At 44.3% G+C, this 22,754-nt stretch carries 21 protein-coding genes; 14 read left to right on the top strand and 7 right to left on the bottom strand.

The annotated features are described in order from the left end of the window. The 10 genes from DP116_RS12695 to DP116_RS12650 form a co-directional block, all read left to right on the top strand. The coding region (locus DP116_RS12695; RefSeq protein ID WP_169155533.1) for a branched-chain amino acid ABC transporter permease at nt 1-531 on the top strand (531 nt) is incomplete at its 5' end. A gap of 5 nt (nt 532-536) precedes the next feature. Continuing rightward, nucleotides 537-1,334, top strand: a complete 798-nt coding sequence (locus tag DP116_RS12690; protein WP_169155532.1) for an ABC transporter ATP-binding protein — start codon at nt 537-539, stop codon at nt 1,332-1,334. Between the two features lie 94 nt (nt 1,335-1,428). Beyond that, the gene (locus DP116_RS12685) at nt 1,429-2,169 is read left to right on the top strand and encodes an ABC transporter ATP-binding protein (RefSeq protein WP_169155531.1); all 741 of its coding nucleotides are present in this window, start codon (nt 1,429-1,431) and stop codon (nt 2,167-2,169) included. A 122-nt stretch (nt 2,170-2,291) separates the two neighbouring features. After that, nucleotides 2,292-3,464: a GAF domain-containing protein gene (locus DP116_RS12680; RefSeq protein ID WP_169155530.1), complete on the top strand. Its 1,173-nt coding sequence runs from the start codon at nt 2,292-2,294 to the stop codon at nt 3,462-3,464. A 33-nt stretch (nt 3,465-3,497) separates the two neighbouring features. After that, on the top strand, nt 3,498-4,877 hold the full coding sequence (locus DP116_RS12675; protein ID WP_169155529.1) for a PAS domain-containing protein: 1,380 nt from the start codon (nt 3,498-3,500) through the stop codon (nt 4,875-4,877). 82 nt (nt 4,878-4,959) lie between these two features. Next, nucleotides 4,960-6,114 (top strand): hybrid sensor histidine kinase/response regulator, encoded by a 1,155-nt coding sequence (locus tag DP116_RS12670; RefSeq protein ID WP_246275607.1) that lies wholly within the window; start codon nt 4,960-4,962, stop codon nt 6,112-6,114. Nucleotides 6,115-6,735: 621 nt separating this feature from the next. Continuing rightward, a complete protein-coding gene (locus DP116_RS12665; protein WP_169155528.1) occupies nt 6,736-10,746 on the top strand; it encodes a Pls/PosA family non-ribosomal peptide synthetase in 4,011 nt (1,336 codons plus the stop codon). A 204-nt stretch (nt 10,747-10,950) separates the two neighbouring features. Beyond that, nucleotides 10,951-11,748, top strand: coding sequence for a M55 family metallopeptidase (locus tag DP116_RS12660; RefSeq protein ID WP_169155527.1), 798 nt, complete (start codon nt 10,951-10,953; stop codon nt 11,746-11,748). Nucleotides 11,749-12,035: 287 nt separating this feature from the next. Continuing rightward, on the top strand, nt 12,036-12,683 hold the full coding sequence (locus tag DP116_RS12655) for a histidine phosphatase family protein (protein WP_048867420.1): 648 nt from the start codon (nt 12,036-12,038) through the stop codon (nt 12,681-12,683). An 11-nt stretch (nt 12,684-12,694) separates the two neighbouring features. After that, nucleotides 12,695-13,720 carry a glucokinase gene (locus tag DP116_RS12650; protein ID WP_169155526.1) on the top strand — a complete coding sequence of 342 codons (1,026 nt, stop codon included), beginning with the start codon at nt 12,695-12,697 and terminating at the stop codon, nt 13,718-13,720. A gap of 497 nt (nt 13,721-14,217) precedes the next feature. Here DP116_RS12650 and DP116_RS12645 read toward each other — a convergent pair whose 3' ends face one another. The 5 genes from DP116_RS12645 to DP116_RS12630 form a co-directional block, all read right to left on the bottom strand. Next, a complete protein-coding gene (locus tag DP116_RS12645; protein WP_169155525.1) occupies nt 14,218-14,832 on the bottom strand; it encodes a glutathione S-transferase family protein in 615 nt (204 codons plus the stop codon). Nucleotides 14,833-15,117: 285 nt separating this feature from the next. Continuing rightward, on the bottom strand, nt 15,118-15,282 hold the full coding sequence (locus DP116_RS30870; RefSeq protein ID WP_500676654.1) for a DUF8639 family protein: 165 nt from the start codon (nt 15,280-15,282) through the stop codon (nt 15,118-15,120). A 284-nt stretch (nt 15,283-15,566) separates the two neighbouring features. Next, nucleotides 15,567-15,989, bottom strand: coding sequence for a GFA family protein (locus tag DP116_RS12640; RefSeq protein ID WP_169155524.1), 423 nt, complete (start codon nt 15,987-15,989; stop codon nt 15,567-15,569). A gap of 189 nt (nt 15,990-16,178) precedes the next feature. Continuing rightward, on the bottom strand, nt 16,179-17,069 hold the full coding sequence (locus DP116_RS12635) for an AraC family transcriptional regulator (protein WP_169155523.1): 891 nt from the start codon (nt 17,067-17,069) through the stop codon (nt 16,179-16,181). A gap of 100 nt (nt 17,070-17,169) precedes the next feature. After that, a complete protein-coding gene (locus tag DP116_RS12630) occupies nt 17,170-18,147 on the bottom strand; it encodes a carbohydrate kinase family protein (RefSeq protein WP_169155522.1) in 978 nt (325 codons plus the stop codon). A gap of 430 nt (nt 18,148-18,577) precedes the next feature. Between DP116_RS12630 and pedR the strand changes: the two genes are divergently transcribed. Beyond that, nucleotides 18,578-18,847: a photosynthetic electron transport-dependent transcriptional regulator PedR gene (gene pedR, locus DP116_RS12625; protein WP_169155521.1), complete on the top strand. Its 270-nt coding sequence runs from the start codon at nt 18,578-18,580 to the stop codon at nt 18,845-18,847. Nucleotides 18,848-19,266: 419 nt separating this feature from the next. Next, nucleotides 19,267-19,926 carry a DUF6391 domain-containing protein gene (locus tag DP116_RS12620; protein WP_169155520.1) on the top strand — a complete coding sequence of 220 codons (660 nt, stop codon included), beginning with the start codon at nt 19,267-19,269 and terminating at the stop codon, nt 19,924-19,926. 86 nt (nt 19,927-20,012) lie between these two features. On the opposite strand, the gene DP116_RS12615 is transcribed toward DP116_RS12620, so the two are convergent. Further along, a complete protein-coding gene (locus DP116_RS12615; protein ID WP_169155534.1) occupies nt 20,013-20,351 on the bottom strand; it encodes a type II toxin-antitoxin system HicB family antitoxin in 339 nt (112 codons plus the stop codon). Nucleotides 20,352-20,550: 199 nt separating this feature from the next. On the opposite strand from DP116_RS12615, the gene rfaE1 reads away from it, so the two are divergent. Further along, on the top strand, nt 20,551-21,579 hold the full coding sequence (gene rfaE1, locus DP116_RS12610) for a D-glycero-beta-D-manno-heptose-7-phosphate kinase (RefSeq protein ID WP_169155519.1): 1,029 nt from the start codon (nt 20,551-20,553) through the stop codon (nt 21,577-21,579). A gap of 491 nt (nt 21,580-22,070) precedes the next feature. Further along, nucleotides 22,071-22,439, top strand: coding sequence for a hypothetical protein (locus DP116_RS12605; RefSeq protein WP_169155518.1), 369 nt, complete (start codon nt 22,071-22,073; stop codon nt 22,437-22,439). Here the strand turns inward: DP116_RS12605 and DP116_RS12600 are convergent. Next, nucleotides 22,436-22,754 (bottom strand): CHAT domain-containing protein (locus DP116_RS12600; protein WP_169155517.1); only part of this gene is annotated, 319 nt, incomplete at its 5' end. The genes DP116_RS12605 and DP116_RS12600 overlap by 4 nt on opposite strands.

The raw sequence follows: 22,754 nt of genomic DNA, 5'->3' as shown, positions 1-22,754 counted from the left end.
ATTGAATATTTATGGATTGCCCTGCCATTGTTGCTCATCAGCATTGTATTGGTTTACCGTTTAGAACGCATCCGAGTCGGAAGGGCATTCATCGCTATCCGTGAGGATGAATTAGCAGCCAGTGCGATGGGAGTTAACCTGACTTACTATAAAGTTTGGGCATTCACATTAGGGTGTATTCTGGCAGGGATGGTTGGTGCAATGAGCGCTCACTTTCTCAACACTTGGAATGCACGTCAAGGCACCTTTGATGCGAGTATTATCTACTTAACTTTTGTGTTAATTGGTGGTTCCAGAACTTTTCTCGGTCCAGTTGTTGGAGGTATGGTATTTACAGCTCTGCCAGAAGTGTTGAGAGCAATAGCAGATACCAGCGGTTTACCTTCTTGGTTTGCGCAATTTCTACGAGATGGTAGATTAATTATCTTTGGATTACTTATAGTTATTGGTACAATCTTTTTTCCTCAAGGTCTTGTCCATCCAGACTTATTTAAAAAAGGGAAAAACCGCAAAAATGACATATTAAAATAAATGCAATGATTCATAAAAAATCAAATCAAAATTTATTTGGATTACCAATATTAGAGGTGAAAAACCTCACTCGTCGTTTTGGGGGACTAGTGGCGGTAAATGATGTCTCTTTTACAATCATCCAGTATGAAATCTTTGGACTGATTGGTCCCAACGGTGCTGGTAAGACAACTCTGTTTAATTTAATGACAGGCTTCATTACACCTTCTAGCGGACAATTACTTTATCAAGGTGCTGAAATTTCTCAACAGCATCCCCATCAAATTGCAAGTTTGGGTATTGCACGAACCTTTCAAAATATTCGCTTATTTGGTGAACTATCGGCGTTAGAAAATGTGAGAATCGCGCGCGACTGCCGTATCAATAGCAATACAATAAAAGGTATTCTAGGATTGCCACCTGCTCCGAGAGAAGAAGAAAAAAGTAAGCAAAAAGCTTTAGAATTACTAGACCTTGTTGGATTGAGTGAGCGTATCCACGAAAAAGCCAAAAACTTCTCCTACGGTGACCAAAGACGACTAGAAATTGCCCGTGCTCTTGCCTTAGAACCGCAAATTTTACTGTTAGATGAACCTGCGGCTGGTATGAACCCTAGTGAAAAGCAACAACTGAGTAAATTTATTCGTAATCTCCGTGATCTATTCAACTTGACGATAATTATCATTGAGCATCATGTCCCTTTAGTTATGGATTTGTGTGACCGTATTGCCGTTTTAGATTTTGGTCAGCTAATTGCTTTGGGGGAACCTTCTGTTGTCAGAAATAACCCAGCGGTCATTGAAGCATACTTAGGCAACGATTAAGGAGAAATCAGTGAACAGTGAACAGTGAACAGTTATCAAATAATTTTTAACTGATAACTGATAACTGATAATTGATAACTACATATGTAAACAAATGAAGACAGATATATTAAATAAAAAACCAGATTTCAAGATATTAGAAATAAAAGATCTTTTTGTTAACTATGGGGGCATTGAAGCTCTACAAAATATTAACTTATTTGTGAACAATGGTGAGGTCGTTACCCTCATAGGTGCTAATGGTGCTGGCAAAACGACAACTCTCCGGGCTATTTCCAAAATAGTTAATCCTCGTCATGGTACAATTATCTACAATGGACGTAACATTACCCGTCGCCAACCTCATGAAGTTGTACAATTAGGTATTGCCCACTGTCCTGAAGGAAGAAGAGTATTAGCTCGGCAAACAGTTTTAGATAATTTACTATTAGGTGCTTATATTCGTCCCAATCAAACAGAGGTCAGAAATGATATTCAGTACCAATTTGATATGTTCCCACGTTTAGCACAAAGACGTAGTCAACTTGCAGGAACTCTTAGTGGTGGTGAACAACAAATGTTAGCCATAGCCCGTGCTTTAATGAGTCAACCGAAACTTTTGCTTTTAGATGAGCCTAGCTTAGGTTTAGCTCCTACAATTGTTCGTGAAATTTTCAGTATTATTGAGAATTTGCGTGCGACAGGTGTTACTATCCTTTTAGTTGAACAAAACGCTAACCTTGCCCTACAAATTGCAGACCGTGGTTATGTATTAGAAGCTGGTTGTATGACCCTGTCAGGTGCAGCTTCGGAATTAATCATCGATGAGCGAGTGAAAAAGGCTTATTTGGGTTGATGAAACTAACTAGAGCCTGGGTAGTTCATAATTCTTTACAGAAAGCTTTCATGATCATGACTCACACCAGCCAGTTGTCGATTTTCAAATCTTGATTTTTTCACGAGTTCCCCTAGAACTAAATGTTGCCTGAAGACTCTTTGCCAAGACTCCCTCTCCCCATTACTGACACAAACCGGTTGGCAGCACTGCGTCGGTACGATATCCTGGATACTCTGCCGGAAGCTGCGTTTGATGATCTGACGCAATTAGCAGCTCAGATTTGCCAAACTCCAGTGGCGCTGATTACCTTTGTGGATGCTGACCGCCAGTGGTTTAAGTCGAGTGTTGGAGACAAAATGACGGAATCGCCGTTGAGTGTGGGATTTTGTCCTGCTGTTGTGCAAAATGGGGACTCGTTAATTATTCCAGATACGCAGGCAGACCCGCAGTTTACCACAAATCCAGCAGTCTGTCAACAGGATGTCCGTTTCTATGCAGGCGTTCCCCTGATTACCTCGGATGGCTATGTTGTTGGAACGCTGTGTGTGCTGGACTTTACTCCACGCCAGATGAGTGAAGAGCAAATCAATGGCTTACGCATCTTAAGTCGTCAAGTGATGACGCAACTGGAATTACGGCTGTCTGCTCGGAAAGTGGCTCAAACGAATGCAGCGTTGACCGACGTCTCTGCTGGTGTTGCTGCAAACGTAGGAGAAATGTTTCTCTACTCGCTCGTGCAACATCTGAGCAAGGCGTTAGGCGTGAAGTATACTTACATTGGGTTGTTAGCAAACCGTGAGCCAGAGGCGATTGACGTCATCGCAGTTTGTGCAGATGGACGCATCGCAGAAAACTTCGAGTATTTGCTGCGCGACACCCCTTGCCAAGAAGTTATCCAGCAACGCAAGCTGTGCTGTTATCCCCGCAATGTGCAGCAGCTGTTCCCGGACGCCCCCCTGTTGGCTCCATTTCAGGTGGAAAGCTATGCCGCAATTCCCTTCTTCGACTCGACAGGTGTTCCACTTGGGTTGCTGGGTGTGATGGACAACAAACCCTTAGAGGCGAGATGCCTCCGGCACGCTACCGCGAACGCATTAACTGAATCACTCCTGACAATCTTTGCTGTACGGATTGCGACAGAATTAGAGCGACAGCAAACAGAGAAATTGCTGCATGAAACTCAAGACCGAGTTCAAACCCTGCTCAGTAACATGCCAGGGATGGTGTATCGTTATGTTCCTGGTGTAGATGGTTCAGATCGCTTTGTCTTCGTTAATTATGGCTGCTGCGACTTGTTTGAAGTAGAGCCATAAACCGCGCTCCGAGATGCTAATTCAATTTGGAGGTTGATCCACCCAGAAGACTTAGCCTCCTTTCAAGCATCGGTTGCTTATGCAATCAAGCACTTTCTGCCGTGGGATTGGGTGGGACGCGTGATCACCCCGTCGGGGCAACTCAAGTGGATTCAGGGCCGATCCAGTGCAGAGTTAACCTCAGATGGAAGTGCATGGGATGGCTGGCTAGTTGACATTACTGAACGCAAGCGCGTCGAAGCTGCCTTGGGAGAAAGCGAACAACAGCTGAGACTGGCACTACAAACCAGTAAGCTTGGCTCTTGGCAACTTGATCTCAAGACAAACGTTTTGTCTGTTTCTAACCAATGCAAAGTGAACTTTGGTGTTCCACTTTCAGCTGAGTTTTCGCACCAGGTTCTGATGGAACGGATTCATCCAGATGATCGGGCTTGGGTGCAAGCAGCAATACAAGACTCAATCGTTAATCGCACTGATTACGATGTGGAGTACCGCACTGTTTGGGACGATGCTAGTATTCACTGGGCACTGATACGGGGTTGTTCACTTTATGACAAAACAGGCAATCCAGAGCGTATGATAGGTATGTCAATGGACATCACTGCTCGAAAACAAGCTCAAGCTGCCCTGCGAGAAAGTGAAGCGCGATTACGGTTTGTGCTCGACTCTTCCCAGATTGGCGAGTGGGATCTAGATTTGACGAGACAACCCTACACCGCGAGGCGATCGCTCAGACACGACCAAATTTTTGGTTATGAGTCGCTGCTGCCAGAATGGAACTACGAAATCTTCTTAACATACGTTCACCCTGATGATCGAGCATCTGTTGCTCAAAAGTTCCAGCACACGCTCTCAACTTGGGCAGATTGGGATTTTGAATGCAGAATTATCCGCTCGGATGGAGAACTTCGTTGGATTTGGGCGAAGGGTAGCGTTTACCGAGATGCACACAACCTCCCGTCCCGATTGATAGGAGTGGTGGTTGACTTTACCGAACGTAAGCAAGCAGATGCGTTACTGCGTGAAAGCGAAGAATTGAATCGGAAAATTTTGGAGAGCAGCTACGAGTGTATCAAAGTACTCGACTTAGATGGGAAGATACTTTACATAAATTCAGGTGGGCAGCGTTTACTAAAAATTTGTGACTTTAGCTGTTATGTTAACAGCGATTGGATAGAATTTTGGCAAGGCGAGGACCGACAAGCAGCACAAGCTGCGATCGCAGCAGCGTTATCGGGCGGAGTAGGTCGATTTCAAGGTTACTGTCCTACCGCCGATGGAATTCCGAAATGGTGGGAAGTGATGGTTTCACCGATTCTAGATTCCACCGGACAGCCAGAACGACTTCTGGGTATTTCACGGGATATTAGCGATAGCTTCGCTGCTGCCTTCGGCAGATCGCATTCAATTTGACATTGAACGAGATCGTATCCTTGCTCAAGAACAACAAGCAAGAGCAGAAGCTGAACGAGCAAACCGTATCAAAGACGAATTTTTGGCAGTCCTCTCCCACGAATTACGTACACCGCTTAATCCAATTCTGGGATGGTCAAAACTTTTGCAACAGGGTAAACTCAATCCTGCAAAAACCGCTCATGCCCTTGAGACGATTCATCGCAACGCCAAATTGCAGGTGCAGCTGATTGACGATCTCCTTGACGTCTCCCGAATTCTGCAGGGTAAGTTGAGCTTGACAATAACACCCGTTGATGTTAAAGCGGTGATCTGTGCCGCCCTCGAAACGGTTCGATTAGCCGCAGAAGCAAAGTCGCTGCACATTCAAACAACCATCCCGGACGCAGTCGGCACAGTCAACGGCGATGCGGGACGATTGCAGCAAGTGGTGTGGAATCTCTTAAGCAATGCAGTGAAATTTACTCCTCCAGGCGGACAAATTGCCGTTGAGTTAGCCCAAGTGGGAACCCATGCCCAAATCCAAGTCAGAGACACCGGAAAAGGAATTAGTTCTGACTTTCTGCCGTATGTGTTTGAGCATTTGCGCCAACAAGATGGAGCAACAACGCGCAAGTTTGGCGGGTTGGGGTTAGGATTGGCGATTGTGCGGCAAATTGTTGAGATGCACGGTGGAACTGTCACAGTAGACAGTCCCGGTGAAGGACAAGGAGCCACCTTTACTGTTCAAATTCCGCTTGCTCCCCAGTTAAATGAACTACCTACTCCACAGCAATTATCACCTAATACAAGCGACTTGAGCGGCATTCGCATCTTAGTAGTTGATGATGAGGCAGATTCGCGGCAGTTCATCGCTTTTATTTTAGAGCAAGCAAATGCGATCGTTACAACCGTTGGATCTGGAATTGATGCACTCCAAGCTTTTTCCCAATCAATTCCCGATATCGTCGTCAGCGATATTGGAATGCCAGAGATGGATGGCTACATGCTGATGCGCCAAATTCGTGCCCTTCCGGTTGAGCAAGGTGGACAAGTTCCGGCAATCGCCCTGACTGCTTATGCGGCAGAACTCGATCAACAGCGAGCGATACGCATGATTGCGTCTGCGCTTTGCGCAATCGCAGCAGGATTTCTACATCACATAGCCAAACCAATTGATCCAGATGTTGTGCTTGCGATCGTTGTCAACACCATATTATCAAGACCTCGCATTTCCTCGTGTTCTATTTCCTCCTAACTCAATACGGTTGAGTTAAGAAAATTGTAGGTTAGCGTAGGCAGATACTGATGGATTTTCATAACAAGTTGTGATGCACTGCAAGTGAGTATTAATACTGTGTTTTTCTTGTCACAACATTGCCATTTTATTGCCATTCTCTCGCCACACAAAACGATTAAACTTCTGAAGTAGTGTATATAAGCTGTTTTTTCCTACACATTGCTATCTATTGCAATATCTTCCTAAAGAAAAGATAGCAAGCAGTTTAAGCGTACCTAGCTTTTTGGTGCTGCCTACAATATAGCTGTCTACAAATACTTGATTTTAAATAAAATTTTAAGATTTGAAGATGCATGAACGTAGCAGCAAATCTTTTGGAAGGTCGGGAGCTTAAAAAAAACAGCAAAACACCTTTGTTATACAAATTTCATAAAGGTTAGGTTTAACTTGATTAGTTACTTGAAATGAGCGCAGACTTTTCAAACAAAAATCGTTGATTATGATATACTTTGCTTCAAGTTCTTAACTATAACTATCTCCACATTTCCTTGAACCGTAGAAACTGGCTGCTTTTTGAGTTAAGCAATGCACCACAGAAGCCAGTCACAGAAGCGTATTAGCAATTTTCCGAGGAGTGTAATGGAAAATAAATATTGTAGTAACACGCAACACTATTCCGAAACAATTGATTCTATAAATGCTCAGTCTTATCAGCTAGAAATACCGCCACAACGTCTTCACTACTTTTTTGAAAGACGATGTGATGCTAACCCCGACGCCATTGCTCTTATCTGCGATACGGAACGTCTTAGTTACGCTGAACTTGACGCACGAGCGAATCAGTTAGCTCATTACCTTTTGCGTAGAGGTATCAGTTCAGGGAACAGAGTTGGTATTTTGCTCGAACGCTCTGTTAACACTTATGTGACACTGCTGGCAATACTAAAGTGTGGTGCTGCCTTTGTACCGCTTGACCCGTCTTTTCCCCAAGACAGGATTGCCTTCATTGCTGAAAATGCCTCCCTCAATTTGTTGGTAACAACCAGTCAGTTTGTTGACATAACTGCCGGAGCGTGCTGTGAAGTCTTGTTGCTTGATGCTGTAGCAGCAGCGATCGCCATTGGGCCAGCAAACCGTATTGCAATTGCGGACACCGCAGACGAACTTTGCTACATCATCTACACCTCAGGTTCAACCGGTCGCCCCAAGGGTGTTGCTGTTAATCATTCCAACATTTGCAACTACTTCACATTTTGCACACCAATTTACAAAGTCACTCAACAGGATCGGGTTTATCAAGGAATAACCATTGCCTTTGATTTCTCAATAGAGCAAATCTGGGTAACTTTCAGTGTTGGTGCGACCTTAATTGCCGCTCCAGGCAATTACCAGCTCGTGGGATCGGATCTAGCTGTTTTTCTCAAAGAGCAAGAAGTCACAGTGCTAAGTTGTGTACCTACACTGCTGGCAACAATAGATTGTGATCTGCCTTCTGTGCGCCTTTTAATCGTTGGCGGTGAAGCTTGCCCGCGTGACTTAGTAAACCGCTGGAGCAAACCAGGTTGCCGGATGCTCAATACCTATGGTCCCACCGAGACAACGATTACTGCAACCTGGACCGAGATGCAGCCAGACTTACCAGTGACCATCGGTAGACCGCTACCAACATACAAGGTTTATATCCTTGATGAGAATATGCATCCGGTTCCACCAGGAGAATCAGGGGAAATTTGTATCAGTGGGATTGGGGTGGCACAGGGCTATATCAACCTTCCGGAGGCTACCGCTGCCAAGTTTGTCCTCGATCCGTTTGAGCAGAATTCCTCAAACGCCAGAATGTATCGAACTGGCGACTTAGGTCGATTCACCTCCAACTCGGAGATTGAATATCTTGGTCGCATCGATCATCAAGTAAAGATACGTGGCTACCGCATCGAACTTACAGAAATCGAAGCGGTTTTACTGGAAAATCCAGAAGTCGAAAACGCTATTGTTTCGCTTGTATCTAACGCAGTACAAGAGTTGGCAGCATACATCACATTGCGCGTCAACGTTGCTGATCCCAAAGATTTGAAAAATTGCCTGTACACGTCGCTACGCAGCCGCCTACCCAGCTACATGGTGCCTGCATTCATCGAAATTTTGGACACCATTCCCACGCTACCCAACGGTAAGGCAGACCGCTCAAAGCTGCCTGCGCCAACCCAAAGGATGCAACGTCAGCATGGCAGTGATCAGACGCTGCCCCTTAGCTTATCAAAGGAGGAGTCCGCGATAAGCCAGAGGCTTGACGCTACGCGTATCGCCAACATCTGGCAACAGCTCTTTCCAAACGCCCAAATTTCTATAAAGGATGACTTCTTCCTCGACTTGGGAGGACACTCACTTTTGGCTGCCAGCTTAGTGTCTCAACTGCGAGAGCAACCTGAGTTTAGTCACGTCTCCATGCTTGATGTCTATCAATGCCCTACCATTGCTGGATTAGCAGCCCGGTTGACGCAACAAACAGCTTTGCCAAACGTTCCAACTGCCCCTCTCCCCTTCCATCGTACGAGTCGCAAACGCTACCTGAGGAGCGTAACCGTTCAAGCATTAGGACTAATAGTCATTCTATTTTGCTTTGCCTTACAGTGGTTGCTGCCTTATCTGACGTACAGTTGGACGCAAGAGAACGACGCCAGCAATCTTCAGTCCGCTTTCTTGTCCATCGCTGCTTTGGCAGGGATCATTCCCTTGATGCTTGGGTTCTCCATTGTTGCGAAGTGGTTGCTTTTGGGACGAGTCAAACCAGGAAAATATCCGCTTTGGGGCAGTTTTTACTTGCGCTGGTGGTTTGTCAAAAACTTGCTATCGATTACACCATCGCACTTGTTGAGTGGTACTCCGTTGCTCAATATCTACTACCAACTGCTGGGAGCTAAAATTGGAACTAATGTTTACCTGAATTCGGTTAATATCGATGTTCCTGACTTGGTAAGTATCGGTGCAGATAGTAGCCTTGGCTACGAAGCACGATTGCTAAATGCTACGGTGGAACAGGGTTGGCTGGAAATTGGTTCGATTAAGATTGGCAATCGTTGTTTTGTCGGTGCTAGTGCTGTACTAAGCGGAAACACAATCATGGAAGAAAATGCCAGTCTGGAAGATTTATCAATGCTGCCACCGCTACAACGGATTCCAGCAAGGGAAGTTTGGGCTGGTTCTCCTGCTGCTCCCGTGGGAATCAACGAAAGCAAAATGATATCGCGTCCTGCGCGACTGCGACGAATTTATTTCGGCACTCTCCAGGCAATTTTATTGTTGACGCTACCGATTTTGGAACTTCTGCCAATTCTTCCTGGAGTCGAGCAAATGTACTCCATCAGTGATCAGCACAATTGGCTGCTGTTTTCACCAATAATAGCCTTATCGTTTGTCATCTTGATGGCATTACAAATTGCCGCACTCAAGTGGTTAATCGTTGGACGTGTTAAACCGGGATCATGTCGGTTAGACAGTCATCGTTACGTAAGATTGTGGTATGTTGATAAGTTGATGGCATTAAGCCTCGATATTATTCGTCCGCTTTACGCTACGCTGTATCTGCTACCTTGGTATCGCCTGCTGGGAGCAAAGCTAGGATGGCGGACAGAAATCTCTACACCATCCTCTGTGGTTCCTGATTTAGTCACAATCGACGATGAAAGCTTTATTGCAGATGGTGTGATTATGGGTGTACCCAGAGTTGAGCGTGGACGGATGTCTTTGGAATCGACACGGATTGGTAAGCGTGCTTTCATTGGTAACAGTGCTTTATTACCAGCAGGCGTGATCATTGGCGATGACACCCTCATTGGCTGTATGTCTGTTCCTCCCGCCGATAAAAGCTTAGTTGCTAAACCTGATACCTCCTGGTTCGGTTCCCCAGCCATTAACCTACCACAACGGCAAATTGTCCAGGGTTTTTCAGTACAATCGACTTACAAGCCACCGATTAGTCTGGTGGTGCAACGCATGAGCTTTGAGGCAGTTCGAGTGCTGTTCCCTCTTAGCTGCATCGTCGTTCTAAGTTCAGTACTTATTGATACAATGATTAGGCTGAACGATGATTGGGATGAATCAGCATTGATACTCATATTGCCGTTCCTCTATCTCGGCTTTGGACTGGCAGCCACGGCGATCACCATCATTGCTAAATGGCTAATCATCGGTCGGTATAAATCGACAGAACGTCCCTTGTGGTCGAATTTCGTGTTTCGCTCGGAACTAGTTACTTGTATCCATGAAACCCTGGCAGTTCCGTTACTGGTGGATATGCTGCGAGGCACTCCCTTTATTAACTGGTATTTGCGCTTAATGGGTTGTAAAATTGGTAGACAGGTTTACACCGATACCACCGATATCACCGAATTTGACACAATAGAGGTTGGGAATGATGTGGCACTCAATAGTAATTGTGGTTTGCAAACCCACCTGTTTGAAGACCGTGTGATGAAGATATCAACTGTGACTATTGGCGATCGCTGTTCGGTAGGCAGTGGTGCGATCGTTCTCTACGATACTGTCATGGAACCCGATTCCAGCCTAGGCAACCTGTCCATGCTCATGAAAGGCGAATCCCTACCTGCTAGTTCCTCTTGGGTGGGTTCTCCTGCCCGGATTGCTGAGTAGAGGGTGTAAGAGTGTAAGGGTGTAGGGGTATAGGGGTGTAGGGGAAAGACGTGTTTGTTTCATTGATAATAGGTGGCATTGCAACCCGCTACGAATGAAAAAAACACTGTTTCCCTTCTTCCCTGTTCCCTGTTAAGCGTTCCCTGTTCCCTATGTTTCTTGAGAGTAGACAACAATCAATTAAGATGGCAATTAACAGACCCTATGAAAATCTATATCAGCGCAGATATCGAAGGAATAGCTGGAATCAGTCACTGGGATGAAGCGACCCTGGGTAAACAAGAATACGATATCTTTCAAGAGCAAATGACCCGTGAAGTCATTGCAGCATGCGAAGGGGCAACAGCTGCTGGTGCAACTGAGATTATTGTTAAGGATGCCCATGACACAGGTAGAAATCTTGATCCCTATCGATTACCATTACCAGCACAACTTATTAGAGGATGGAGTGGTCATCCCTACAGCATGGTTCAAGAGTTAAATAGCAGCTTTACTGCATTAGTTTTGATTGGCTACCACTCACGATCTGGATCTGGAAAGAATCCTCTTGGGCATACTTTGAGTGAAGAATTAAACTGTATTCTGCTGAATGATCAACCCATAGCCGAGTTCCATTTAGTAGCGATGACTGCGGCGTATGAAAAAGTTCCTGTCGTATTTGTGTCTGGAGATTCTGCTGTGTGTGAAGCTGTAAAAGTTTATGACACAAACATCGAAACAGTGACTACCAAGAAGGGAATTGGTGAGTCTGTATGGGGAATTCATCCTGAGGAAGCCGTTAAGCAAATTCAAGCAGGTGTAGAAAGCGCATTGCAGCATCAACATCAAATTGGGGTGAAACCCTTACCTGAGAATTTTAAGCTTGAAGTGGAATACAAGCATCCACCCGATGCTTACGAAAATTCCTTTTATCCAGGAGCAAAACTACAAGGCGAACAATCAGTTCTCTTCGAGACAGATGATTGGTTTGAGGTGATACGCGCACTTTGCTTTATTGTGTAAGTAGCTCTCATGAATTGCGTACATCAAAACTGATTCCTACTCTCTGCTATTTTCAAGCTAACCCATCAACGGCTGCATAAGGTGCGTTGTGCTGCGTGACAACGCACCCGGAAAGTGATTTTACATTTGTTTATACAATTGAATTTTTTTAGCCAGCTTACTTATCTTTGGAGCAAGATCAGGGAGAAATTACACACTTTGTAATATTATTTAACTGACAGCCTACGCTGAAAGGCTGCATACGTGGAGCTACAGGCTTTACTCTAGCAAAAACGCCATATCATACTATGAATCAAATAGTTTGGATCGCAAGACATGCCAACCGTCTCGACTTTGTTAACCCTGATTGGTTTCTCACAGCAGAACGACGCTACGATCCACCACTGTCTGAAGATGGTATGGTGCAGGCGCAACAGTTAGCTAAGCGCCTGAAGGGAGAAAACATTGCCCATATTTTCGCTTCGCCCTTCCTGCGGACGGTACAAACAGCAAATGCTGTGGCAGAAGTTCTTGATTTGCCAATCAAGCTAGAAACAGGCTTAAGCGAATGGCTGAATATCGTCTGGATGACAGAAGAACCACAGCGACTCTCAACCCGAGTGTTAGCAGAATTATTCCCCAGAATAGACACCAGCTACACTTCCCGCATTGCAGTAAATTACCCAGAAACTTACGAAAAAATGCAGGAACGTTCGGGACAAACTGCTAGATGCCTAACGACAGAATTCTCCCCAGAAGATATTCTTTTAGTGGGACATGGTGCATCGGTATTGGGGGCGACAATAGGCTTAGTAGGTGAAATTGCCAGAACGGAAGTGAAGGCTTCCCTATGTTCCTTAGTAAAAGTTGTGCGTCAACACCCAGAGTGGTTGCTAGAACTAAAGGGAGATACCTCCCATTTAACTCAGGTAGAAGAAGTCATTCGGTTTAATTAACAACAACTCACATGACATTACTATTGGCAGGAGACATCGGCGGCACGAAAACCATCTTACGATTGGTTGAAACATCACAAAAGCCTTCATTACAGACTATCTGTGAGGAACGGTACCGTAGTGGAGATTTTCCCGATTTGGTACCAATGGTACAACAGTTCTTGCTCAAGGCTAACACACAAACTCCAGAAAAAGCGTGTTTTGCCATTGCAGGACCAGTGGTGCAAAATACCGCGAAGCTGACTAATTTAGTTTGGTTCCTTGATAGCGAACGTTTACAACAAGAACTCGGTATATCTCATGTAACTCTCATCAACGACTTTGCCGCTGTTGGTTATGGTGTTTTGGGTTTAGACAACCAAGATCTGCTAACTTTACAGGCTGGCAAACTTAACCCCGAAGCCCCTATTGCCATTATTGGTGCTGGTACTGGTTTGGGACAAGGATTTTTAATTAAGCAGGGAGAGAACTATCAAGTTTTTGCTTCTGAAGGTGGACACGTTGACTTTGCCCCCCGTACCGAGTTGGAGTTTCAGCTTTTGAAATACCTGCTGGATAAACATGATATCCAACGGGTTTCTGTAGAACGAGTCGTTTCTGGGATGGGAGTTCTAGCAATTTATCAATTTTTACGAGACCGCAAAATTGCTGCTGAATCACCAGAAATTGCCCAAATCGTCAGAACCTGGGAACAAGAAGCAGGAAGACAAGAAAAAAGCGTCGATCCCGGTGCTGTGATTGGGAAAGCAGCATTAGAGAAAAGCGATCCCCTTTCGGAACAAACGATGCAGTTATTTGTAGAAGCTTACGGTGCAGAAGCAGGTAATCTTGCCCTCAAACTTCTACCCTACGGTGGTTTGTATATTGCTGGTGGAATTGCTCCTAAAATACTGCCTTTGATTCAAGAAGACAGATTCATGCTCAATTTCACTCAAAAAGGTAGGATGCGTCACCTGCTTGAAGATATACCCGTGTATGTTGTTCTAAATCAAGAAGTAGGACTCATAGGTGCTGCTATCTGTGCTGCAAGGTTATAAAAATTAGTAGGATATTTCTTAGAATCCCAGTGCGTTTACGCCTGGGAGTGTCAAAGATCATCAACTATTGAATGCTGTTAGCACGTATGCACCTGCTATACAAAACTTGACCAAACTTATTTAAAGCTAGCCATTCAACTAAAGTTTCCTTTAGAGGGTTTGCTTCTTGCTTCTACCAAGGGAGTCGGCTCCTTCTTGTCCACAAGCGTAAATTCGGGTGTAGCCCACCCTATTTTTCAAACAAACAACCAAAAGATTGAAGCTTTTAGCCATTGTTCAACCGTTATTTTCAGCTAATTTAACGAATCGTGGTATTTCGTTCGACCTTTTTACAGGCTAGCTAGTTTTGAATCGACTGTGGTTTGCAAAGGGCGAAAGTTTAGCCTTGGTTTTCGGCATTCTTCTTAGTATACAGATACAGACGATATAATGCAACGAAAAAAATTATTTGAATTGCTGAACTTTGAGCAGGTTCAACAAAGTTTATGGGTACCTAGTCAAGCTCCACGTTCAAGGGCGCGTTTATAAGCGGGGCGCTCATGGATGTGCTCGACAAATTCCTTAATTTTTGGTCGGTTATCAACCTGTTCAGGAAGTTGGGCGAGCATTTCGAGAGGAAAGCTCATTTGGATATCAGCGGCGGTGAATTCTTCGCCTGCAAACCATGTACTCTTACGCAGCTCGCCTTCTATATAATCAAAGTGAAGCTTAATCTGAGGGGCGATGAACGCGTCTTGAGCGGCGCTGTCCCCTGTGCCAAACTTGTTGAAAATTAAGTTCATTACCAGCAGTGGCATTGCAGAGCCTTCGGCGTAATGCAACCAATACGTGTAGCGCAGACGCTCCGACGTACCTGATCCCGGGACTAACCGACCATTGCCGTAGCGATCCACTATGTATTCGATAATGGCACCTGACTCAGCGATTGTCAGATCTGCATCTGTGATCACTGGTGACTTGCCGAGTGGATGGATTTGGCGCAGCGACGCTGGTGCTAGCATTGTGTTTGCATCGCGTTCATAGTATTTGATTTCGTATTCGATACCTAATTCTTCGAGCAGCCATAGTACGCGCTGCGATCGCGAGTTGTTGAGATGATGGACAACGATCATAAAACCCTCCTCCTAGCGGCTGATTGATGTTCTATTTCGGCTAATCTGTAACTATTTACTAGAAACAGTTTTTTTGCGTGACTCCCCAATTGGGTGCTTAGCCAAACAGTTTTCAGCCTAATTTTTTGATGGCATTATCTGACCCTAAGCTTAGCTTGAGACTCTTCTGAAAAATTCATTCTTTAGAGGTCATTTCTAGAAAAAAATTGAAGAAAAGTTAGTAACGGGTGACTCTGTAATCATTCGTGAGATTTTCATAAAAAGTGTTTTTTGTCAATCATTATGTTAGTAGTCATTGTCAGCTACACACATCCCTTTACATTTAATTCCGTTTGTAGCGGTACGCTGACAATGAGAACATAGAACTTTTTCGTTTTCTGTTTCTTGATTTGTCTTGATACTATTGCTTGCCGTAAGAAAGCCTTTTTCGGTCTGGATTTTTACAGTCATAGAGTAGTTCTTTTAAGAGGATGTTTTCAAAGTATAGTTTTCGTTATGCTTTTAGCGTAGCGTGCGTTCTTGACGCTTAGCATTTCAGCTGACAAAAACACCTTTTTCCCTCACCCCAACTTCCCCAACTCTCCTACATCCTCACACCCCTATACCCCTGTGTTTCTTCAGAGCAGGTGCACTGGCGGCGCACCACCCGCGACGAATGAAAGAAATACCTTTTCCCTTAGACCCCTACACCCCTACACCCTTACACCCTTACATCCCTATACCCCTGTGTTTCTTCAGAGACTCTGCTGCATCACTGGCATCTTGTCGAACTTGGGTAGATCTGGGTTCATGTAATCCCAGGGTTGGGCACTAGCTGTGTAAAAATCCATCGCAGGTTGGAACCAACTTGGGTCATCAAGACTCCCTGCCAAAATGCCCAGAAGCTCAGGGATTGGGGGTTTGCTAAATAATCGGGAACCGCAGTTTGGGCAAAAGCCTCGACCAACAATGCTTCCGCTATCACCAATCACGTCATAGTATTTCACATCTCCGGTGATGGTGACTGCACTTCGCGGGACGAGAAGCCCGGAGGCATATGCACTTCCTGTCGCCCGTTGACAATCGCGACAGTGGCAATTTCCCATCGCAATGGGTTCGGCGGAACATTCGTAGCGGACAGATCCGCATAGACAACCGCCAGTAAATTTTATCGCCATAAGAGTATCTCTCCTTGAGAGCTTTCTCGTTTTGTTACTTCTAGGACGGGAGTGCAGGTATCATGATTCTTTAACTCGTAGTTTGTAAGACCAAGCAAGATATGACACTTGCGGCGCGTCCTGATTTCTAAAGTAGCGATCACACTCTTATTTGGTCTTACAAGTTTTTGCTTTTTTTACACGTTTGTGCTATTTACCTCGAACGACTTTAGGTGTGACTCCAAGCAGGCGCTTAAAATGACTGGTTAAATGTCCCTGATTGGCAAAGCCGACTTTATAAGTGATATCCGCGATTGACAACTCACCTTTGAGAAGGAGTTCACGAGCACGCTCGACGCGACACTTAATGACAAACTGATGAGGAGAGTATCCGGTTGATTGTTTGAATAATCGAGAGAAGTGAGACAGACTCATTTGAGCCAAGTCAGCCAATTCAGTCAAGCCAATATTACACTCAAGGTTGGCATGGATGTAATCAATGACCTGTTGTAATTTGTACTTAGGCAAGCCACTTGTTGTGATTAGCTCCTTTTGTTTGCCTTGGGCGTAATGGTGGAAAAGATGGGTAGCAAGAAACGTCGCGGCAGATTCTGCATATAAGCGGCTAGAATGCGGATTATGTTCTAGTTCAGCTTTGAGCGCTAGCCCAATTTGATAAATAAGTGGATCAAACGTCGGAAATTGAGGATGCAGTTTCAGACAACCTAAGTCAATCGATTCAGAGAGAGTGCGTTCAAGAAAGCTGAAATTCAAACCTAAGGTTATGCCTTGGCTTTTGTGGTTGTCTGATTGCCAATAAGCTGTGCCGCGTGGAATGATGAGACTATGACCCGTGACAAGAGAGCTTTTTTGGCACCGTCCATTAATTCGTGCTTCAAGAACGTACCCAGAGGGCATATCTGTATAAATATGAATCGCATTCTCTGGAAAGAGAATCTCATCTGGCAATGCACTTGCGCTCCTGCTTTGAGTGAACTGGAAGCGGATACCGTTCCAAAACGAATCGTCGTTGGAGAGTAGAGATTGACGATTAAAGCTTTTTAAGATTGCCTTTTCTACAGCACAGTCTGTTTTTGACATGACTCTCACCTTTTTGGCTCGGCTTTGCTGGGCAAAAGGCGGTGAAGATTTTCTTCCCGCCTTCTTGTTGTACTGTTATTCCAGTTAGCTGTGCTACCCCCTAAACTTGATGCGAAGCCAAAAAAGCTTCTACTTCATCTGCGGTGGGTTGAGAGGCGATCGCCCCTGGTTTCATTGTCGTTAATGCCCCCGTTGCACTTGCATATGTCACGATTCTTCTCGCGGTTTCTGAGTCGTTTAAGCTTTGAATTCCATGAGTGAGCAACTGGTGGATGAAGCCAGCCACAAAGCTATCCCCTGCACCTGTTGTATCAACAACGGGGAGGGAAAAAGCAGGTAATTTGCCTTCGTTTTCGCCAAGGCAGTAGGCACAACCGTTTTCTCCATCTGTCACCAGCACACCTTCAACGGTATCGAGGCGATAAGTAATTGCCCCAGGATCTGCGGTGTCAAATAGCCATTCGGCTTCTTCTTTTGAAAGTTTGATAAAGTCTATATGCTTAAATAATTCTTGAATTTTTTGTGGAGCGATGTCAGGATTTGTCCAAAATACTGGACGCCAGTTGACATCAAGCAAAATTTTGACATCATATTGCTCTGCCATTTGAAGTGCGCGGTGAATTGCTTGCCCACTTTCAGGATACGCTAGTCCCAGAGTACCTAAAGCCAGAAAATCTGCTGCTTGAAATAACTCCTGCGGTATTTGATCGGCTTTGAGACGCGTATCAGCAAATTCTGTAGTTTCATAATCTTTAAATCCAGCAAAAGTGCGATCGCCCTCAAGAGAACGCACAACATTCACTTGTCGCGTTGGTGCTGTAGGATGACGCTGTACTCCAGTTGTATCCACACCTATTTTTTCTAACAATTCTACCAATTCATGACCTGGTGCATCTTCACCCAAGGTGCCAATAAATGCCACTGGTGTCCCCAGCTTCACCAAAGCACAGGCGACGTTAGCTGGTGCTCCTCCAGGGTAGGCAGTCCATGACTCAACTTCTTCTAGCTTTCGCCCCAGTTGATCAGCTAAACGGTCGAATAAAATTTCACCCAGGCACAAAACACGAGGATTACTCATTGAATTTCAGATTTTGGATTAGGAATTGCCAGTATAAAATCTACAATAATTTGTGTCACTATGTCGGCAGTCGTTCATACAATGAAATAGCAATTTCTATGAATCAATTTAGCCATTAACGATGGTGAGCACTGCTTATTTGCCATCAGTATTATTTCTATTATTGTTAATGGAAATTTTATAAATATTACTTATAAATAACTGATTTGGGATGAGGTGAAGTGTAATGGTGTGGGGGAGCAAGGATAGCGTCCTTATAATTTCCAGTTTACAATCTTGAACTTTTTCTATCTTCTGCTCTACTCTGTAAACCCAACTCTCAAAGAAAAATAGTATTTATGCTTACACTTGAAACATCTACCTACAAAAGAATCTTCTAGAATGGGATAGAGCGATTGAGTACATATACCAAGGAGGATAAAGTAACTCTATGGCTGGTGGCGAGTCTCAGACCCCCGTTAGTCTGTCAGACAGAGAACTGCAAATTATCGACTTAGTGGCCGCTGGCTTAACTAACCAAGAGATTGCAGGTAAATTAGAAATAAGCAAGCGTACAGTTGATAATCATATCAGCAATATTCTCACCAAAACAGGTACCGACAACCGAGTGGCTCTTGTCCGCTGGGCTTTGCAATGGGGCAAAGTCTGCCTGAATGATGTTAATTGCTGTACTTTGCCTCTGCCTGAGCAAAAAGAATAGATAAACTGCTAGTATACTGCCAAGCTCATTTTGACTGGTTACTTATTGTTCTCCTCACAACTTAACGTATAAGTGTAAACCTCTCAAAATCAAGCACCACAGAGTACTCGACTATGTTGTCTTGGGTAGAGGTTGTATTTCCTCAGATTATTCCAACTGTATACATAAGGACACGAAAAGCGCGGCAGAAAGCGCAACTTTGCTCTTTTTTAAGTTTGTCCACCAGAGCAGAGAAACCAAGCTTTCTTGGCTTTTAAATGGAAGAACCTTGCCGTTGCTATCTGTCCTTATAAAGATTTTGCCTTTAGTCAATCAAAGTAAACCAAATAGTAAACAAAATTTAGCAACTATCTCCAGGCTAAAACGCTACATTAAAAAGAAATCTCTATTGGTTTATTAGCTTAGGAAGCAGTGTAGCAATGAATACTTTCGCTTCTGCTAAAGGTAGCTTGTCTTTCTATAACTTTTTCAATTCTGATTTTACAGTACCTCAGCCCACACAAGATGCTGATTTACTCAGACAGCTGTCGTTTTTGCCTGGATTAAAAGAAATTTTAATGCTGCGTCAGGTTCATGCTCTAGAACACGCTACAGTTTGGCTTCTGAGTGCATCAAAAAACGTCCAAGCTTCCAAAGGAAGACCAAGACCAAGTAATTTCCAAGTTGACAACGAACTCTTGGGCGGTTTGTCCACGGAGCGTGGATTTTACCTCTATGGTGAAGTTAATATCAGCGATTTGCGACGTGCAGTCACACTCGCTCTACATCGCCTCACCAACGGAGAATGGGACTTAGCTGTACACCCCCGTTGTGGGACAAATGTATCAGTAGAAATGCTGCTGACAGCAGGGCTAGCAGTGGGGATGCATCTGCTGCTACCGCGAGGACTAATTGAGCAACTGATAGGTTTGGGAGTCGCGACGACAACAGCTGCTGAACTCGCTCCTGACATTGGTGCTTTAGCACAGCGTTACCTGACAACTTCCATTCCCTTTAACCTCAAAATTGAAAATATCACACATACCCGTGACCTTTGGGGACGACAGGCGTATTTTGTTCAAGTGCAGTGGCGGGAGTAGAAGGAGGGAGAAAGGGAGAGAGGGAGGGAAAAGTTAATGCGAAATCACTCTTTTCCCACACTCATACACTGTTTTTACCTTTTATCTCAAGCGTGAATGATTTCTTCAGCCGCTTTGACTAATGTTTCATCCATCCATGCATTAATACTCTTTCCAACCTTTCTAGAAGCTATAAAAATTTTTCGGTGATGCTCAGGAGATGTGCGAAAAGGAAGTTTACCTGAGAAAGGCTTATCTGGTTCTTCTCCTAATTCAGCGCAAAATTCTAAGTAATCATCTACAGATTCCTCAAAAGCTTGACGAGTTTCTTCCACAGTTTTTCCTTTAAAAGACACAACGTCTTTAATATCAATCACTCGTCCAGAAAGCATTCCACTTTCTATATCAATTTCAAGTTCACCTGTATACCCCTTATATTGAAACATAGATCTAATTACTACTCCTTTTTGTCTAGTAGCCACAAAAAATTATTTGTGGTTTTTCTGTTTTCATATTTTGCGGGAACGTTAATCGCACCCGTGGTCGTCAAGAATATAGCCAGACATGATATCACTTCTCATCTCGCCATTTCCTGAGTTTGGGTTGTAGAATCATTGGCTTGTGTGTTGAATATTCTTGTGCTTTATGTCTTTAGACCCTGATTTTGCCATCTTACTGCGTGCTTCGGCTGACCGCTTGTTCTTTTTATTGGAAAAATTCGCTTCTGCACGGGTACTGGTTATCGGAGATTTAACTTTAGACGAGTTTCTCACTGGTCAAGTGGAAAGAGTTTCTCGGGAAGCACCAGTGTTGATCCTGCGCCATGAAACCACCAAGCAAGTACCAGGAGGTGGGGCCAATGCGATTTACAACTTTGCCCAACTGGGAGCAAAAGTTTTGGCAGTAGGGCTATTGGGCAAAGATGAACAAGGAAAGGCGCTACGTAGTCTTCTGGAAGCTGCGGGAATCAATACTGATGGCGTTTTTGTTGACTCCAGTCGCCCAACAGTAACCAAAACGCGGATTTCTGGTCATTCTCGTCAATCGGTGACACAGCAGATTGTTCGCTTAGACCGAAAATCCGATGATTTGCCAGACTTAGATTTACAAGTTCAGATATCTCAATATATTAAAGAACAAATTAATTCCGTAGATGCTGTTGTCTGTTCTGACTACGGGGATGGAACTCTAACTCAGCCCGTGATTTCAGCAGCACTGTCTGCTTCTCGAACTATTGTGGATGCTCAAAAACATCTGGAACGGTATCGTGGAGGAACATTGTTTACTCCAAATTTGCCGGAAGCAGAACTTGCTGTTGGTTATGCAATTACTGATGAAGCAACTTTGACTCAAGCAGGACAAGATTTGCTGGCGTTGACGCAAGCGCAACATATACTGATTACCCGTGGTGAGCAAGGGATGAGTATGTTTAACCGCGAGGCTAGCGCATTTCACATCCCAGCTTTTAATCGGACGAAGGTGTTTGATGTCACAGGTGCTGGAGATACTGTAGTGGCGGCGTTAACTTTAGGTTTAACTGTTGGGGCGTCAGCTTGGGAAGCTGCAGTTTTAGGTAATTTGGCAGCTAGTATTGTGGTGCGACAGTTTGGCACCACAACGACGACTCCTGAAGAAATGAGGGTGGCGTTGCAACGGTTGTTGGAGGAAAGTTAATATCATGTCCGGCTGGTTACTCCCTTCCCGCCAGAAGAATACCTAATTTAACGAACCGCCAAGACGCCAAGGACACCAAGAAAATCAAAAAGAACATAGGTAATCTTACACCGGGAAGGGAGTAGTTGTCATTGCGAACGAAGTGAAGCAATCGCAGAGACTTTGGGATTGCTTCATTCCGCTTCGCTCCATTCGCAATGACATTGTGTAATTAATTCTGTCCAACTACTTATTCCTACTGTTGATGTTGTGTGATACTAAATCGGCTTTTATAACCCCCTTTTAACCCAGGCGATTAGAAATCGCGGCTACACAAACAAAGTCCGCCTACGCGGACTAAATAATAAAGGGGGTATTAGATCCGGATTTGGTACGAGTGCGATCACCGGAGGTGGCGGCTTCCGCATCGCCATCGCCACATTTCTAGATTAAGCATTAGATCTATAATTGCTGAAGAGTTCGGATATTTATTTACTGGTTAAAACTATTAAATGATTACCGTTACACCAGAAGAAATTAGTCAGTTTCGCAGCCAGTTGGCGGATAATCCCCAGGCTTTAGTAGCTTTGGATACTATAGAAGAGTGTGAAGGCTATTTAGACGATGCCGTTCCACTGCTGGTTATGCGGGAAACTGCACAGGAAGCAGATAGAGGATTAAATGATTGGTTGGAAAAATGCCGCCAATTTATCTGTCAAGAGGAAGTCAGACAAGCATTAGAATCTGGATTAATTGCTCCAATTATAGAACCGTTGGCAGCTAGTGCAGGCATTCCTCTCGGTACTGCGACTGCACTTAGTATATGCGTGTTTAAACTGGGTGCGAAAAAGTTTTGTAAAGTACCTGGATCTGGTGCTTAACGTCCGGAAGCTGTAAATCCAGCCCAGTAGTAGGGATTTGCAAAAGGTAAGGGTTGACGTTGCTTAATTAGTTTCAAAGATTCCTCAATATTTTTTCGTTGTCCTACTCTTAGTTGAGCAAGGACTTTTTCAATCTGGGGTTTGTGTTCCTCCAAAAATCTGTCTAATCCCTCAATGGTCAGATTTCGCAGCCATTTTTGAGCTTGGTTAAGGGCTATAGCAACATCTCCCGCTTCCAGGTTATCAAGTTTGAATAAGTTTTCATAGAATTTAATCATTAAAAAGCTAGTGGAAACGTCATTAACAGTCCAGAGA

It is taken from the genome of Brasilonema bromeliae SPC951 (assembly GCF_012912135.1).
GTDB classification, from domain to species: Bacteria; Cyanobacteriota; Cyanobacteriia; order Cyanobacteriales; family Nostocaceae; genus Brasilonema; species Brasilonema bromeliae.
The sequence above is the reverse complement of the archived record's forward strand: the minus strand, read 5'-3'. Positions and strand labels throughout refer to the sequence as shown.